This window comes from Pedobacter rhodius (assembly GCF_027213645.1).
Classification (GTDB): Bacteria; Bacteroidota; Bacteroidia; order Sphingobacteriales; family Sphingobacteriaceae; genus Pedobacter; species Pedobacter rhodius.
This window is the reverse complement of record NZ_JAPWGL010000005.1, coordinates 17406-32704: the sequence shown is the minus strand read 5'-3', so window position 1 is coordinate 32704 and position 15299 is coordinate 17406. Positions and strand designations below refer to the sequence as shown.

Genomic DNA, 15299 nt, shown 5'->3' with positions numbered 1-15299 from the left:
CGCCAAAAATTAAGGTCTTCATCATTGCAAGGCTCGAAGCCCGTCTACCGCAGACACAATATAATTAAGTTAAGGAAAATACTGTCAGTCTGAACGTAGTCGAAAACCTTTTCCAACACTCGAAAACAAAATAATTGTCCTTCGACTACGCTCAAACTAACAATTATTTTTTGCTACTCTCTTAACTTAATTATATTGACTGCAGGCAATCCTAATGCGGCGGGTTTTATTTCACTGGCGTTGTAGGATTGCTTTGTGCCTCGCAATAACGAGTGTGTAAACAAAAAAGCCTCGACGAAATGTCGAGGCTTTGAATATGAAGTTGAGATTTATAAGTTAAACACCTAATAACAATCTCGCCGGGTCTTCTAATAACTGTTTAACACGAACCAGGAAACCAACAGATTCTCTGCCGTCGATAATTCTGTGGTCGTAAGAAAGCGCTACATACATCATTGGGCGAATCACAACCTCTCCTTTTTCAGCAATCGGGCGTTCAACAATGTTGTGCATGCCCAAAATAGCCGACTGCGGTGCATTGATGATCGGGGTCGACATCATTGAACCAAACACACCACCATTTGTAATGGTGAACGTTCCGCCGGTCATTTCTTCGATGGTTAATTTACCATCACGGGCTTTAAGGGCTAAAGCCAAAACAGATTTTTCAATTTCAGCTAAACTCATGCTTTCTGCGTTACGGATAACCGGAACCACCAAACCTTTTGGTGCAGAAACGGCGATGGATACATCAGCAAAGTTATTATAAACAATCTCCTCACCATCAATACGAGCATTAACCGCAGGAAAATCTTTTAAAGCTTCGGTAACAGCTTTCGTAAAAAAGCTCATGAAACCTAAACCAACACCATGTTTCTCTTTGAAAGAATCTTTATATTTTCCACGTAAATCCATGATAGGCTTCATATTAACCTCATTGAACGTGGTTAACATAGCCGTTTCATTTTTAACGGAAACCAAACGTTTTGCAACTGTTTTACGCAATGGCGACATTTTCTCGCGACGTTCAGATCTCGCACCTGCAGGAGCTGCAGCAGCAACAGGCGCAGCAGATGCTTTAGGGCTTTCTGCTTTGGCACTTCCGCTTTCCGCTTTCACCGCATCATCTTTAGTAATTCGGCCATCAATACCAGTACCTTTCACAGCAGCTGCATCAATGCCTTTTTCCGCAAGAATTTTTCCTGCAGCCGGAGATGGCGTTCCGGTAGCATAGCTTTCGCCTGATGCTTTTTCAGCAACCGGAGCTGCAGTTTTATCTGCAACCGGAGCTTCAGCTTTTGGCTTTTCGCTTTCAGCTTTAGGCTCTTTTGCACCCCCATCTTCAATTTTACAAACGACCGCGCCAATCGCTAAAGTATCGCCTTCAGCAGCTATGGTTTTTAAAGTTCCGGCCTGTTCTGCAGTTAATTCAAAAGTAGCCTTGTCTGATTCTAACTCGGCAATAACCTCGTCCATTTCAACAACATCGCCATCTTTTTTTAACCACTGTGATAAAACAACTTCCGTTATCGACTCACCAACTGGTGGAACTTTTATCTCTAAACTCATAATGTTTAATATATATCTTTATTTAGCTTCTAATTTTATAATTACCAATGTTCAATAATCAATTATCAAATCCTAATGTGCTATTTGAAAGTTTGAGCTTTAGGATTTGATAATTGGTCATTTTTATTAATCGGCTTCTGCCATTTTCTTGCTTGCTTTTTTTGTCGCTTCAACTACTTCCTCTTTTTTAACAGGAACTTCTAAAGCTTTAGCTAAAATATAAGCTTGCTGATTAGCATGTTGTTTTGCGAAACCGGTTGCTGTACTGCTACTTTCTTTTCTTGAAATCACATCAATACCCTTCAAACCGGTTTTATATAGCTTGCGGAATAAATAAGGCCATGCACCCATATTTTCCGGTTCTTCCTGTACCCAGAGAACCTCATTGGCATTTTTGTATTTCGCTTTGATGGCTTCCATTTGGTCGACAGGTGTTGGGTATAACTGCTCAACACGTACAATTGCAACATGCTTAACTTTATCTGCCTGTTGTTTTTCAAGCAATTCATAGTAAATTTTACCGCTACAGAACACGATACGTGTTACATCTGCAGCTTTAACATTTACATCATCAATCACTTCTTTAAAGCCACCCTCTGTAAATTCTTCTAATTTTGAAACGCAGGCCGGGTGGCGCAATAAACTTTTCGGTGTAAATACAATCAATGGTTTACGGAAATCGCGTTTAAACTGGCGACGTAAAACATGGAAGAAGTTAGCCGGCGTGGTACAATTGGCAACCTGCATGTTGTAATCCGCACAAAGCTCCATAAAACGTTCAATACGTGCTGAAGAGTGTTCAGGACCCTGGCCTTCGTAACCATGAGGCAATAACATAACCAAACCATTTTCACGTTGCCATTTTGTTTCCGCACTGGCTACATACTGGTCAACAACAATCTGAGCGCCATTAAAGAAATCACCAAACTGTGCTTCCCAAATGGTTAAAGCATTCGGATTAGCCATTGCATAACCATATTCGAAACCTAAAACGCCATATTCTGACAAATGGGAATTATAAATATCAAAAGGTGCCTGCTGGTCGGAAATGTTTGCTAATGGTACATATTCTTCCTCACTGTCTTCTAAAGTTAAAACCGCATGACGGTGAGAGAAAGTACCACGTTCCACATCCTGACCGCTTAAACGAACACGTTTGCCTTCCGACAATAAAGTACCATACGCCAGTTGCTCGCCCATTGCCCAGTCGAAAACATTGGTTTCGTTAACCATTTTGGTCCGTTCCACAAATAACTTTTCAATTTTTTTGAAGAATTTTTTGTTTGATGGTAAAGTGGTAATGCGTTTACCGATTTCCAGTAAAGTTGATTTTTTAACAGCTGTTACCGGCGATGTTACAAAATCTTTTGGCGTAGCCATCCGCAAATCTGCCCAGGCGCCACCGAATTTAACTTCTGTGTTTCCGGCAACATATTCTTTAGCTTCATTTAAGCGTTCCTGCAAAATTCCACGGAAATCTTTTTCCATTTCTTTCGCCAGACCAGCTTCCAGCTTACCTTCTTTAGTTAACTGATCGATATAAATTTCCCTTGGATTAGGGTGTTTTTCGATGGTTTTGTACAATAAAGGCTGCGTGAATTTAGGCTCATCAGACTCATTGTGACCGAAGCGACGGTAACATAAAATATCGATGAAAACATCGTTTTTATATTTCTGACGATATTCCATTGCCAGGTTAATCGCATAAACCAAAGCTTCAGGATCGTCACCATTTACATGGAAAACCGGCGACAACGTTACTTTAGCGATATCTGTACAATAGGTACTCGTACGTGCATCTTTATAATTTGTGGTGAAACCAATCTGGTTGTTAATTACTAAGTGGATGGTTCCACCGGTTTTATAACCTTCAAGTCCGGCCATTTGAATCACTTCGTAAACAATACCCTGACCGGCAACTGATGCATCACCATGAATTAAAATTGGCGCTAAACGGCTGTTGTCACCGCCATATTTGAAATCGATTTTCGAACGGCTCATGCCTTCAACCACACCATCAACTGTTTCCAGGTGCGACGGGTTCGGGCAAAGACTTAAGTGAACGCTTTTTCCTGAAGCCGTAGCCACATCTGTTGAATAGCCTAAATGATATTTTACATCGCCGCCAAAAGGGGTATCAGGATTATAACTTTTGCCTTCAAATTCAGCAAAAATATCTTTATATGTTTTCTGCATGATGTTGGCCAGCACGTTTAAACGGCCGCGGTGCGCCATACCAATTACAAATTCTTCGATGCCTAAAGCAGCACCTTTTTCAATAACTGAATCTAAAGCCGGAATCAAAGCCTCTGCACCCTCTAAGGAGAAGCGTTTCTGACCTAAGAATTTTGTACCCAGAAAATTCTCAAAACTTACAGCTTCATTTAATTTTCGAAGGATTCGCTTTTTCTCTTCGATAGAGAAGTTTGGCGTGTTACGCACACTTTCCATTTTTTGCTGAATCCAGTTCAACACTTCAGGTGTACGTAAAAATTTATATTCTGCCCCGATTGAACTGGTATAAGTCTGCTTTAGGAAAGCAACGATATCTTTCAGTTTTGCGGCACCGATACCAATTTCAACACCCGAGTTAAAAACGGTTTCTAAATCTGCATCAGATAAACCGAAATTCGCCAGGTCTAAACTAGGCTGGTGTTTACGCCTTTCGCGAACCGGATTGGTATGTGTAAACAAGTGACCGCGGGTTCTGTAGCCGTCGATTAAATTTAAAACACTAACTTCTTTTAAAAATTGTTCAGGTGTTTCTGCGGTTACTACAGGGGCTTCCGATCCTCTTCCAAAGTCGAAACCTTCGAAAAATTTCTGCCAACCAAACTCAACCGACTCAGGATCTTGTTGATACGACTGATATAATGACTCTATATATTCGGCGTTTGCGCCGTTAAGATAAGATAATTTATCCATTATTAACTGTTTACTATAAGCGTTACAAAATTAGGATTTTACCTTATATAAATGGTAAAAAACACGATTAAAATATTACGCAGGATTTATAGGATTTAAGGATTAACAAAATGATGGGTTTAGCCTGTTTGTTAAATCGAAATCCAACAATTGAACAATCCGCCAATTTCTTTATGAGGCCCAGGTTAAGGCGTAATTCCCTTTCGGATCCAAATTTTTAATATTCTTATCTAAATCGAAAACACTTTTCGTTTTCTGATCATTACCCACACCGGCCATATTTGCCCAATTGCCCCAGTTACTCGCCGGGTTATAATCAATTAGTTTTTCTTCAAAATAAGCTGCCCCTAAAACCCAGCTTACCTCCAGGTTATTAATCAGGTATAATGCAGCAGTTTGACGGGCAATGTTTGAAATATAACCGGTTTGATTAAGTTCATTCATCACTGCATCTACAATGGCAAATCCGGTTTGCCCGTTTTTCCAGCTGTTAAAGTTTTCCTCTGTATTTGCCTCATCAACAATACCCTGACTGCCAAACCCATCCGGCTTAAAAAATGTATTTCCATATTTTTTAAACATAAACCGGAAATAATCACGCCACAGCAGCCCTAATAAAACATGATTAAACATAGCCTTTGTATTTGGCATGCCTTCCATTTTCTTAATTTCCCAATATACTTTACGGGGAGATAAACAACCCATAGCCAGCCATGCGGAAAGTTTTGAAGCCAGGATTAAATTTTTTGTTGATGCTGCCTGCTGCATGGAAACAATAACTTTCTGCAAGGTATTTATGCCTGCTGTTTCGCCGCCGGCAAATTCAAAATCCGAACGGTTGTCTTTTTCATGGGCAACAAGTTGCAAATCGGTTAAGGTCGGAATGATTCCCCAATCAATAACTTCTGCTACATTAATTCTGTCGGGTGCTAAAAAGCAAGGTTTAATAATGGCATCACGCTCAATTTTCTTCTTGAACTGGTTAAATGCATCAGGAATATCTTTTATCGGAAATGGTAAATCTTCTTTATTGTAAAGGGTATGACCTATAAAGTGTTTTAAATTGATGCGTAACTTCCATAACCCGTTTTCGACTAAAGTTGAAACCTGTGTTTCTTCTTCCGCAACTTCACGGTGGTGATAAACTTCGTTGATTTCGTATTCCTGAACCAAGGAAGGGATAATTTCTTCAGGTTTACCCTCAGCAATCAAAAGATTTCCGCCAATTTGCTTTAACGAATTCCTTAATGCAGCAACACTTTCTAAAATAAACTGTGCCCTGATGCTTCCTGTTTTTAAAGTACCATATTTAGTGGGTCCTAAAAGCCGGGGATCAATAATATAGACCGGTAAAATTGCATCCGATTTAGCAATCGCCTCGACCAGCATTTCATTATCATGCAAACGAAGGTCGTTTCTAAACCAAACAAGAATTTTTTTAGACATCTTTTATCAGAAAAGGGTATTAAGAACGCTACTACAAATCTATCTTATTTTTCTCTTCGGAGCAAAAACAGGAACAATATTTACAAATCGCCAACAATTTTCCTTGCTTATTATGGAAAATAAGGTGATTAACCATCATCTCCTGTAAACAAAGTACTTAACACACATAATAAGAAAAAATAATGAAAAAACTGCTAATTAGTTTGCTATTTCCGCTGAGCGTATTTGCACAACAACAAATTAAAACCAAAGCGACATTAGAAAGTGTAACGGTTTATAATAATGGCGCACAAATGGGTCATAGCGGAAAAGTAAACCTACCGGCGGGCACTTCAGAAATTGTGATCAATAACATCTCGGGCAAGGTAAATGAAAACTCGATCCAGGTTGGTGTTTCATCGGGTGTTACCATCCTCGCCGTACAGTTTAACAGAGATTTCCTGAATACAGATGCAGCCAACCCGGAGATTAAAAAACTAAACGACAGCATTAAAATAATTAGCGCCGAATTGATAAAAATAAAAAACGCCAAAACGATAGACGAGCAAACATTATTGTTGCTGGACGAAAACAGAAAATCGGGCGGTACGAATAACGGAACCAATGTTACAGAGCTCATGAAACTGGCAGCATATTACCGTTCCAAAAATACGGAGGTTAGAAATGAAATTTCAGCATTAACTTTAGCTGAGGAACAACAAAATCAAAGATTAACTACAATACAACAACAAATTGCCGAATTGAGAAATAACCCGAACCAGCAATTAGGCCAGTTGGTTTTGCAGTTAATGGCAAAAGAAAATACTGAAGCAAGCTATACCGTTTCTTATGTTACGCCAAATGCAAACTGGTTGGCGAGTTATGATGTTAAGGCCATAAGCACTTCAAATCCTTTAGGCATTGTTTACAAAGCAGCAATAACACAAAATACGGGCCTGGACTGGAAGAAGGTTAAGCTTGCTTTATCCACCGGAAACCCGAATTATAACATTACTGCACCAAATTTGAATCCCTGGTTTGTTTCAGCTTACACAGTTCCGCAGGCTTTACAAGGAAAAGCTGCAGGTTTGTATATCAGTGATGATAAGCAAGCATTAAATGAAGTCGTAATGATTAGGGGAAATAGTAGTTTGGCAAAAGCAAAAGCCCCATCACCGTCAACAATAAACAATTACACGACCGTAAATGAAACGCAATTGGGGGTAACTTTCGACATCGATATTCCTTATGATGTAAACAGTGATAATAAACCGCATACGGTTGCTTTTAAAACATACGATGTTCCGGCGAAATACAAATATTATGCTGCACCACGATTAAGTGCTGAGGCGTATTTACTGGCCGATGTAACGAATTGGGAAAAGCTAAATCTTCAGGCGGGTGAGGCTAATATTATTTTTGAAGGCACTTATACCGGTAAATCTTTTATAAACCCTGCGAGTATTCAGGATACCTTGAGTTTGAGCATGGGCAGGGATAAAAAAATTATTATAAAAAAGGAAAAGCAGGAAGATTTCAGCAGTACAAAATTTATCGGAAGCAATAAAAAGCAGGTATTTACTTACCTGATTAAAATCAGAAACACTAAAAAAGAGGCCATAGAATTATTGCTGAAAGACCAATATCCATTATCCACAGAAAGTGATATTGAAATTGAATTATTAGAAAGCAGCGGTGCAGCAGTAAATAAAGAAACCGGTATGCTTACCTGGAATTTAAAAATTGCACCTAATGAAACCAAAACGATTAAATTAAGCTATTCGGTTAAAGCACCAAAAAGCCGGATTATAGCAGGGCTTTAAATTTAGATGGGTGATGGGAAATGGATGATGGAAGATAGATAATGGACATGAGTGCAACCCATTAACCTTTAACCTTTAACCTTTAACCTTTAACCTTTAACCTTTAACCTTTAACAAAAACCCTTTTGTATCTTTAGTGTTTTTAAAATATGGCTAAAAAAATTCTGATTACCGGAGCAACAGGTTTAGTGGGTTCGGCACTTAAAAAAACACTTTTAGCTGGTGGTTACCAGGTAAATACCTTATCCCGGAAACCTGAAGGCGAAAATGCCTTTCGCTGGGATGTGTATAATCAACAGATAGATGCGGCATGTTTAGAAGGTGTTGACGCGGTTGTGCACTTGGCTGGTGAACCGGTAGCTGATAAAAAATGGACGGATGAGCGTAAAAAGCAAATTATCGACAGTCGCGTAAAATCGTCAGCTTTACTTTTCAAAACCATAAAAGAATCAAAAAATCATCAGATTAAAGCTTTTATTTCTGCATCTGCCGTTGGTTATTATGGCGATTGCGGGGATGAAATTTTAACGGAAGAAAGCCCCAACGGTTTCGGCTTTTTAGCAGAATGCTGCAAACTGTGGGAACAAGCAGTAGATGAAGGGAAAAAGTTAAGTTTAAGAATTGTAAAGCTCCGCACCGGAATTGTTTTAAGCAAAGATGGAGGCGCTTTACCTCAGCTTGATTTGCCGGTACGCTTATTTGCAGGCGCCGCTATCGGTACCGGGAAACAATGGACACCCTGGTTACACCTTGATGATATGGTTGCCATGTATATTGAAGCCATAGAAAACCTGAAAATGGAAGGTGCCTTTAATGCCTGTGCGCCTTTTCCGGTTACCAATAAAGCCTTAACCAGGGCGATAGCAAAACAGCTCCACCGCCCGTTCTGGCCAGTTAAAGTTCCGAAAGCAGCAATTGAATTATTAATGGGCGAAAGGGTTGAAGCAGTATTAATGAGCAGCAACACTGCTGCACAAAAACTTTTAGATGCCGGTTTTAAGTTTAAGTTTACACGTTTAGAAGAGGCATTGCAAGCAATTTATAATTCTAAAACCTGATGGTTCGTTAATTTAAGTGCTATTGGAGCACAATAATTTGGCGAATTCTTTTGAACCTTCGTTTTAACTTAGCACAAAGATTTCTTAATTCGCCGGTTTGTGACACACAGACCGGAACAAATACGCAATGATCTGTGCGCCACAGACCATGAAACTAATCTTTTAAGCGGGATTTTTCGGGCGATACCGATACGCCATAATACTTAAAAGGCTAAACAATGCAACTAAAGAAACTGACCAGGTTAAAATATTCAATAGATATCGATCATAAGAAATATATCTCGTTAATATGTAATCGGTTAAAGGCAGTAATCTTTTTGTCGTATCAAGTGGATTTGTTCCCGAATCTGTATAAAAATCGCGTTTGCCATTTATTTTCGTTCTCGCATACCAAACTTTACCTATAGACCAGTTTGTAAGGGTATCCGGCAATGTGATTTTTTGCTGGTTAGCCAACTGTTCCTTATTCAAAGGGATTTTCAGTTTATTAGCATCCTTATCATTACAGGCTATTGGTTCGTAATGTTGCCCTGTCCAATACATACATTGCTCGGTAGGAGTTGCTTCCCGGATGGCTTTATCTTTATTTTTTTTCCAGAATGCATAGGCTATGCTTACAATAAAAAGTATTATAAATGAAATACTAATCTTAAAGATAATATTATTGACCTTCAACGGAGGTGGCGGCGGTGGAGGTAGTGGTGGCGGCGGATCCCCTGGTTTTTTACCTTTTATTGTTGGAAATACTGCCCCATTTCTCCAATCCTCATAACTAGGACAATCTAACAGCCATGCTAAGAGTTTAACATTTTTGTCTCCCCTAACATTTTGCTCTCTCTTCAAAAAGGCAACCAAGGGTCTAAATTTATCTAAATCATATCTTTCTATACTCCTTATAGGATCATTATACTCATTTGTAGGATCGAAAAACATCTGAATTAAATCTCTATCTTTTTTCGAGTTCTTTTTCGAGAACGTTAAAAGGCACTCATGTTTTAATTTATCTCTTCCAGGATTTTCCATATCACTAGAAAGAAATCCTTTTTCCTTCATTTCCAGATAGAAATTCAATACTAAGGTTTTATATTTCTCAAACATTTTCAAAAAATTTAGCGTAAAAATAGGGCGGAATATCCGGAATTTTTACGGTTTTCCGGAATCATAATGGAAAGATAGGAAACTCCGGAATCAGTTGATAATTAATCTTTTACAGCACCCCATATTTGTACTGTCAATCGGAACAAGCAACGATTCGCTATCGAAGCTAATTAAAAAAACTGATTGATAAAAGAGCAGACATCGCGGTCGTTCGTAACCGGTTTGGGAAGCAGTTATAAGCGCCCGCGATTGAAACTCAACACTTCCCAAAAATTTCAGAAGGCCTTCTGATTTACACCGCAGCAACCCTCTCGAAAGGATCGAGGGGAACTGCAAGTATTTCACTTTTAAAATTTTTGAGTTATGTTTTTACCAATTTTTATTGCCATCCTATTGGGGTTGGTAAGTCCGTCAACGACCAATTCTTCTGCATCATGCAGTGGAACAACTACCGTAAGTACAACAAATGACCCAGGCGATCCGGGTGAGAATCCGCCTGATGATGACCCTCCAGGAGATGGAACTGGTGGTGAAACTGGAACTAATCCTCCACGATAATTATTTTAAGCGGGCAATTGCCCGCTTATTTTTTTATATATTAGGTGATAAATTGTCACCCCTTGAAAAATTTACGCTCATACTCTTTTTTAATAATCCTTTTGCTTGCCTCCTGTAAAAAAAATACAACACAGCAACGAGTACAGACCTTAAGTGAAAATTACAATCAAGCTTGGGTTTATCGGGACAGTAGTAAATTAGATAGCGCATACATCTCATTCAGTAAAGCAAAAGACGAATACTTAGGCCGTAAAGATAGTATCGGTTTTGCTAAAAGCTTAATTAATATGGCAGAAATTGCCTATCTAAATGGTGATTATTTTGGTAGTCAGGAATTGGCAACACAGGTTGATTCATACCTTGACTCTACAAAAAAAGTCGAACGTGAATTATTATCTTCGAACTATAACACTTTAGGAAATGTTTCAAACGGATTGGAGCGGTATGAAGAAGCAAATACTTTTTTCAAAAAGGCTATATTATACACCAAAAACGCTGCGGCATTAAATCTTTACTATAACAATATTGGGGTTGACTTATTGTATTTAAAAAGATATGGTGAAGCTATCTCATATTTTTCAAAATCTGCAGGAGATGAATCTTCTTCGACGTCTGCTATGAAGTTGTCAAATATTGCAAAAGCTAAATGGCAACAAAATCCTGATTTCAACCCAGTACCTTTATTTAAAAAGGCTTTATCAATTAGGCTAAGTGATAATAATTTACGGGGTCAAAATGCAAGCCATGCACATTTAGCAGATTATTATATGGCGATAAAATCTGATTCTGCAATTATACATGCATATAAAATGTATGAGATTGCCAAAAAAATTAATAGCCCTGACAATCAATTAGAGGCGCTACAAAAACTGATTAAACTTAGTCCAAGTGAACAATCAAAAACATACTTTGATATCTATCAAAAATTGGAAGACAGTGTTCAAACTACACGCAGCACTGCCAAAAATCAATTTGCCCTTATCCGCTATGAAACTGAAAAAAGTAAGGCCGATAACCTGGTGCTTCAAAAAGATAACGAAGAAAAAAAATACCAACTTTTATTTCTGATTTCCGGCATAGTTCTATTGGGTACGGGTAGTATAATTTGGTATAGAAAAAGAAAACAACGCTTAAAACTTGAAGCTGAAAATGCAATTCGGCAGAACCAGCTCAAAACTTCTAAAAAGGTACATGATAAAGTAGCTAATAAAATCTACCGGGTAATATCGGAAGTTGAAAATAAGGATGACCTCGATAGAAACCACTTACTCGATCAATTAGAACATATTTATAATACATCAAGAGATATTTCTTACGAAATCACTGATAGTCAACAAAGCCGAACATTTAGCCAGCAACTTTCCGCTATGTTTTCTGCTTATATTTCAAATACACGCTTTGTAGAGGTTACAAATAACGAAGATGAGCTTTGGGCAAATGTTCCGGAAAATACAAAAGCTGAAATTTTTATTATTTTATTGGAACTTATGACCAATGTGAAAAAACACAGTCAGGCAACATCTGTCAAAATCAGGTTTCATAAGAACCAGAATATCATCTCAATAAACTACCATGATAATGGTATAGGGTTACCAAAGAACGTGATATACAATAACGGTTTGAAAAATACGGAAACCCGTATAAAAAATATTTCCGGCACTATTACTTTTGAATCAACCAATAAATCAGGATTAGAGATTCTAATTTCTTTTGCTGCCAATTAAAGAAAATTATGTTTCAAAAAGTATTAATTGTTGAAGATCACGAAGGAATGAATTATTCAATGCAGGTAACATTGGAAAATTTAGGCATTAAACACGATTTTAAAAATTATGTTTTTTACTGCGACGATGCATTGAGCCGTATCCGTAAAGCCAAAGCGGAAAATAATCCTTATGAACTGTTAATAACAGATTTATCTTTTAATGACGATTTCCCTAAACAACAAATAACAGATGGCACACAATTAATCAAGGTTGTAAAAGAAATACAGCCCGACATAAAGATAATCGTATTTTCCAGTGAAGGCAGGCTGTCTGAAGCACAAATTCTTTTTGAAAATTTTAATATTGATGGATTTGTTCCAAAAGGGCGTGGCGATGTACAAGATTTAAAATCTGCAATCCAGGCGATTTTTGATAATAAAAAATATATTTCTGCCAACCTGAAGAAAATACTAAACGAAAAAATTTACCACTTTGAGCAATTGGATATTGCTATTTTAACGCTGTTGGCTAAAGGTATACCTCAGAAAAATATGCAGGATTATTTAGAAAACATGAATATCAGGCCAAATAGTTTAGGCAGTATTGAAAAAAAACTCAAAAAAATGAGGGAAGCCCTCGAGTTCCAGAACAACCCGCAGTTAATTGCCTATTGCAAAGACAGAAAAATCATATAAAGATTCAGCTTTTTGGAATTTCCTGGAAACGAGAGCTGACACTTATATCCCTATTAATATAATAATATTTCCTAATAGAATCCTGGTCACAAACGTGGCTGGGATTCGCTGTTTATTACCCCCCCTTCATTTTTTAATTCCCGAAAATCTAAAATCATTTCTACGATATAAGGTTTCCCGTAAGGAAAAGGTTTTGTGCATCTATACTTTTGAGAAATTAAACATTTAAAAATTTATAGAAATGGCAAAATTTAAAATTTCAGGCGTATGGAAAGATAAAGATGGTGTAATTACCCACTATGCTTTTCATGAAATAGTTAATAACGGAATATCAAGAGCAATTAAAACTGATAAAACTGCTGCAATAAAATTACTTACTAACTCTAATAATACAGCTGTAACATGGATATGGGACTATAATACTTGCTTTTGGAACGATGGTGAAAATGTAGAGGTTGTTGCTGGAAAATATTTAAGGTCAAATCCTGATAAAAAAGTTACTGACAACCTTGCTCATTTAATTAATTATGATTGGTTATAAAGAAGATTAAAATGGGAAAATTTATCATTACCAAAAGAAAAAACGGCGAGTACCAGTTTAACCTGGAGGCCAGCAATGGGCAGGTTATCTTAACCAGCGAAGGTTATAATACCAAAGCATCCTGCAATAAAGGGATTGATTCCGTAAAAGCCAATGCACCGTTAGATGCACGATACGAGAGAAAGATTGCTAAAAACGGACAATACTATTTTAACCTAAAAGCCGGCAATGGCGAAATCATCGGAACGAGTCAAATGTATGCCTCGATTAGTGACAGGGATAACGGCATTGAATCGGTAAAAGTAAATGCGCCTGAGGCTAATGTAACAGATGAAACCATCTGACTAGAAAATTATGGAACTGAAATTAAAACTAGAACAACTGAACCAGCGGGTTAACAGTTTGAAAGATAGGATTAACACGGAAGAAGCCACTAAAAATGCTTTTGTAATGCCCTTTATACAAATATTGGGTTACGATATTTTTAATCCCACAGAAGTTATTCCGGAACACATTTGTGATATCGGTACCAAAAAAGGCGAAAAAGTAGATTATGTAATCCGTAGAAACGATGAACCCATCCTAATATTTGAATGTAAACATTGGAAAGAAAGTGCTGATGCACATAATTCTCAGCTGCATCGGTATTATCATGTCTCCAAAGCCAGGTTCGGCGTGTTAACCAACGGCACGATTTATAATTTCTATGCCGATTTGGAAAAACCAAACATTATGGATGAGAAGCCTTTCTTAACCATCGACCTGGAAGATCTTAAAGACAATTCAATTAAAATACTGGAGAGCTTTACCAAAAATGAATACAACCTGGAAAATATCCTGGATTCGGCCGAAGCCTTAAAATACATTAAAGCCATCCGAAAAGAATTTGAGAAGGAAATAGAACAACCTTCTGATGAAATGGTAAAGCTACTGGTGAACCGTTTTTTCGATAAGCCTTTAACCGCAAACCGAATGATTGCGTTTAAGGAATATACCAAAAAAGCCTTAACCATTTCGATTAACGAATCCATAAGTGATAGGTTAAAATCTGCCTTAAACATTAATGAGAAAATTGAAAAGCAAGAGGATGGTAAAATAAATCCTGTTGATGTACATCCTGAAACTTCAAAAGTGGTAACAACCGATGAAGAGTTAGAAGCTTTTCAAATTGTGAAGGCCATTTTACGGGAGATAATTCCGGCCGATAGAATTTCACCAAGGGATACGCAATCTTACTTCGGAATATTGCTTGATGATAACAACAGGAAACCGGTTTGTCGCTTTCATTTTAACACGTCTAAAAAATACCTGGAAACGTTTCAGAATGGGAAAGATGCCGGCGAAAAAACGTTATTAAACAGTCTCGATGAAATATATGGTTTCAGGACACAGCTTCATCAAACCATAGCACAATACTAACCCAAAATTAACGCATCAACGCTCAAAAATGCAAGGGATTGTTTCCATGTTTCGCTTCCAGTTTCGACCGGAACAATCCCGCATTTTTAAAATATACTCTTCTCTTCCAGGCTAGCAAACACTTCATAACCAGCAATTAAACTCCATGTTATTTTTTTAAAATTAGTTTTTTGCATTACGGGAAACCGTAAGGAAAGGCTTATAAGCTTGGTTATTTTTGAATAGTCAAACAATTAAATCCCTTTAAAATGGAATACAAAGTAGTACCTTTCACGGCAACGTTAAACCAAAAAAATGAAACAACTAGTACGGTTGCTACTCAGTTGGAAAGCTTAATAAAGCAATATACTAATCAAGGTTGGGCATATGTAAGGCTAGAAAGTGTTTCAACCTATGTACAGCCAGATCCCGGATGCTTTGGATTAGGCGCTAAGCCCGGTTATCTGGCTTCTTATCAAATGGTAGTTTTTAGCAGAAATTAA

General features: G+C 37.7%; 13 protein-coding genes. 9 read left to right on the top strand and 4 right to left on the bottom strand.

Features of this window, described 5'->3' with window-relative positions; translation table 11 throughout:
• Positions 1-336: 336 nt before the first annotated feature.
• The 3 genes from odhB to O0931_RS16780 all read right to left on the bottom strand — a co-directional run bounded on the left by odhB (position 337) and on the right by O0931_RS16780 (position 5940).
• The gene (odhB, locus tag O0931_RS16790; protein WP_269416639.1) at positions 337-1569 is read right to left on the bottom strand and encodes a 2-oxoglutarate dehydrogenase complex dihydrolipoyllysine-residue succinyltransferase; all 1233 of its coding nucleotides are present in this window, start codon (positions 1567-1569) and stop codon (positions 337-339) included.
• A 126-nt stretch (positions 1570-1695) separates the two neighbouring features.
• Positions 1696-4494, bottom strand: coding sequence for a 2-oxoglutarate dehydrogenase E1 component (locus O0931_RS16785; RefSeq protein WP_269416638.1), 2799 nt, complete (start codon positions 4492-4494; stop codon positions 1696-1698).
• Between the two features lie 171 nt (positions 4495-4665).
• Entirely contained in the window at positions 4666-5940 is a 1275-nt protein-coding gene (locus tag O0931_RS16780) for a DASH family cryptochrome (RefSeq protein WP_269416637.1), read from the bottom strand.
• Positions 5941-6122: 182 nt separating this feature from the next.
• Here O0931_RS16780 and O0931_RS16775 point away from each other — a divergent pair, with 182 nt between their 5' ends.
• Both O0931_RS16775 and O0931_RS16770 read left to right on the top strand, forming a co-directional pair.
• On the top strand, positions 6123-7742 hold the full coding sequence (locus tag O0931_RS16775) for a DUF4139 domain-containing protein (protein ID WP_269416636.1): 1620 nt from the start codon (positions 6123-6125) through the stop codon (positions 7740-7742).
• 149 nt (positions 7743-7891) lie between these two features.
• Positions 7892-8800 (top strand): TIGR01777 family oxidoreductase, encoded by a 909-nt coding sequence (locus O0931_RS16770; protein ID WP_269416635.1) that lies wholly within the window; start codon positions 7892-7894, stop codon positions 8798-8800.
• A gap of 162 nt (positions 8801-8962) precedes the next feature.
• Here the strand turns inward: O0931_RS16770 and O0931_RS16765 are convergent, their stop codons facing one another.
• The gene (locus O0931_RS16765) at positions 8963-9898 is read right to left on the bottom strand and encodes a hypothetical protein (RefSeq protein WP_269416634.1); all 936 of its coding nucleotides are present in this window, start codon (positions 9896-9898) and stop codon (positions 8963-8965) included.
• A 363-nt stretch (positions 9899-10261) separates the two neighbouring features.
• Between O0931_RS16765 and O0931_RS16760 the strand changes: the two genes are divergently transcribed.
• The 7 genes from O0931_RS16760 to O0931_RS16730 all read left to right on the top strand — a co-directional run bounded on the left by O0931_RS16760 (position 10262) and on the right by O0931_RS16730 (position 15299).
• Entirely contained in the window at positions 10262-10456 is a 195-nt protein-coding gene (locus tag O0931_RS16760; RefSeq protein ID WP_269416633.1) for a hypothetical protein, read from the top strand.
• Positions 10457-10518: 62 nt separating this feature from the next.
• Positions 10519-12180, top strand: coding sequence for a tetratricopeptide repeat-containing sensor histidine kinase (locus tag O0931_RS16755; RefSeq protein WP_269416632.1), 1662 nt, complete (start codon positions 10519-10521; stop codon positions 12178-12180).
• A gap of 8 nt (positions 12181-12188) precedes the next feature.
• Complete coding sequence (locus O0931_RS16750) at positions 12189-12857, top strand: response regulator (protein ID WP_269416631.1); 669 nt, start codon at positions 12189-12191, stop codon at positions 12855-12857.
• 241 nt (positions 12858-13098) lie between these two features.
• A complete protein-coding gene (locus O0931_RS16745; protein ID WP_269416630.1) occupies positions 13099-13398 on the top strand; it encodes a DUF3892 domain-containing protein in 300 nt (99 codons plus the stop codon).
• 11 nt (positions 13399-13409) lie between these two features.
• A complete protein-coding gene (locus tag O0931_RS16740; RefSeq protein ID WP_269416629.1) occupies positions 13410-13742 on the top strand; it encodes a YegP family protein in 333 nt (110 codons plus the stop codon).
• A gap of 10 nt (positions 13743-13752) precedes the next feature.
• Positions 13753-14817, top strand: coding sequence for a type I restriction endonuclease (locus O0931_RS16735; RefSeq protein WP_269416628.1), 1065 nt, complete (start codon positions 13753-13755; stop codon positions 14815-14817).
• A gap of 248 nt (positions 14818-15065) precedes the next feature.
• On the top strand, positions 15066-15299 hold the full coding sequence (locus O0931_RS16730; RefSeq protein WP_269416627.1) for a hypothetical protein: 234 nt from the start codon (positions 15066-15068) through the stop codon (positions 15297-15299).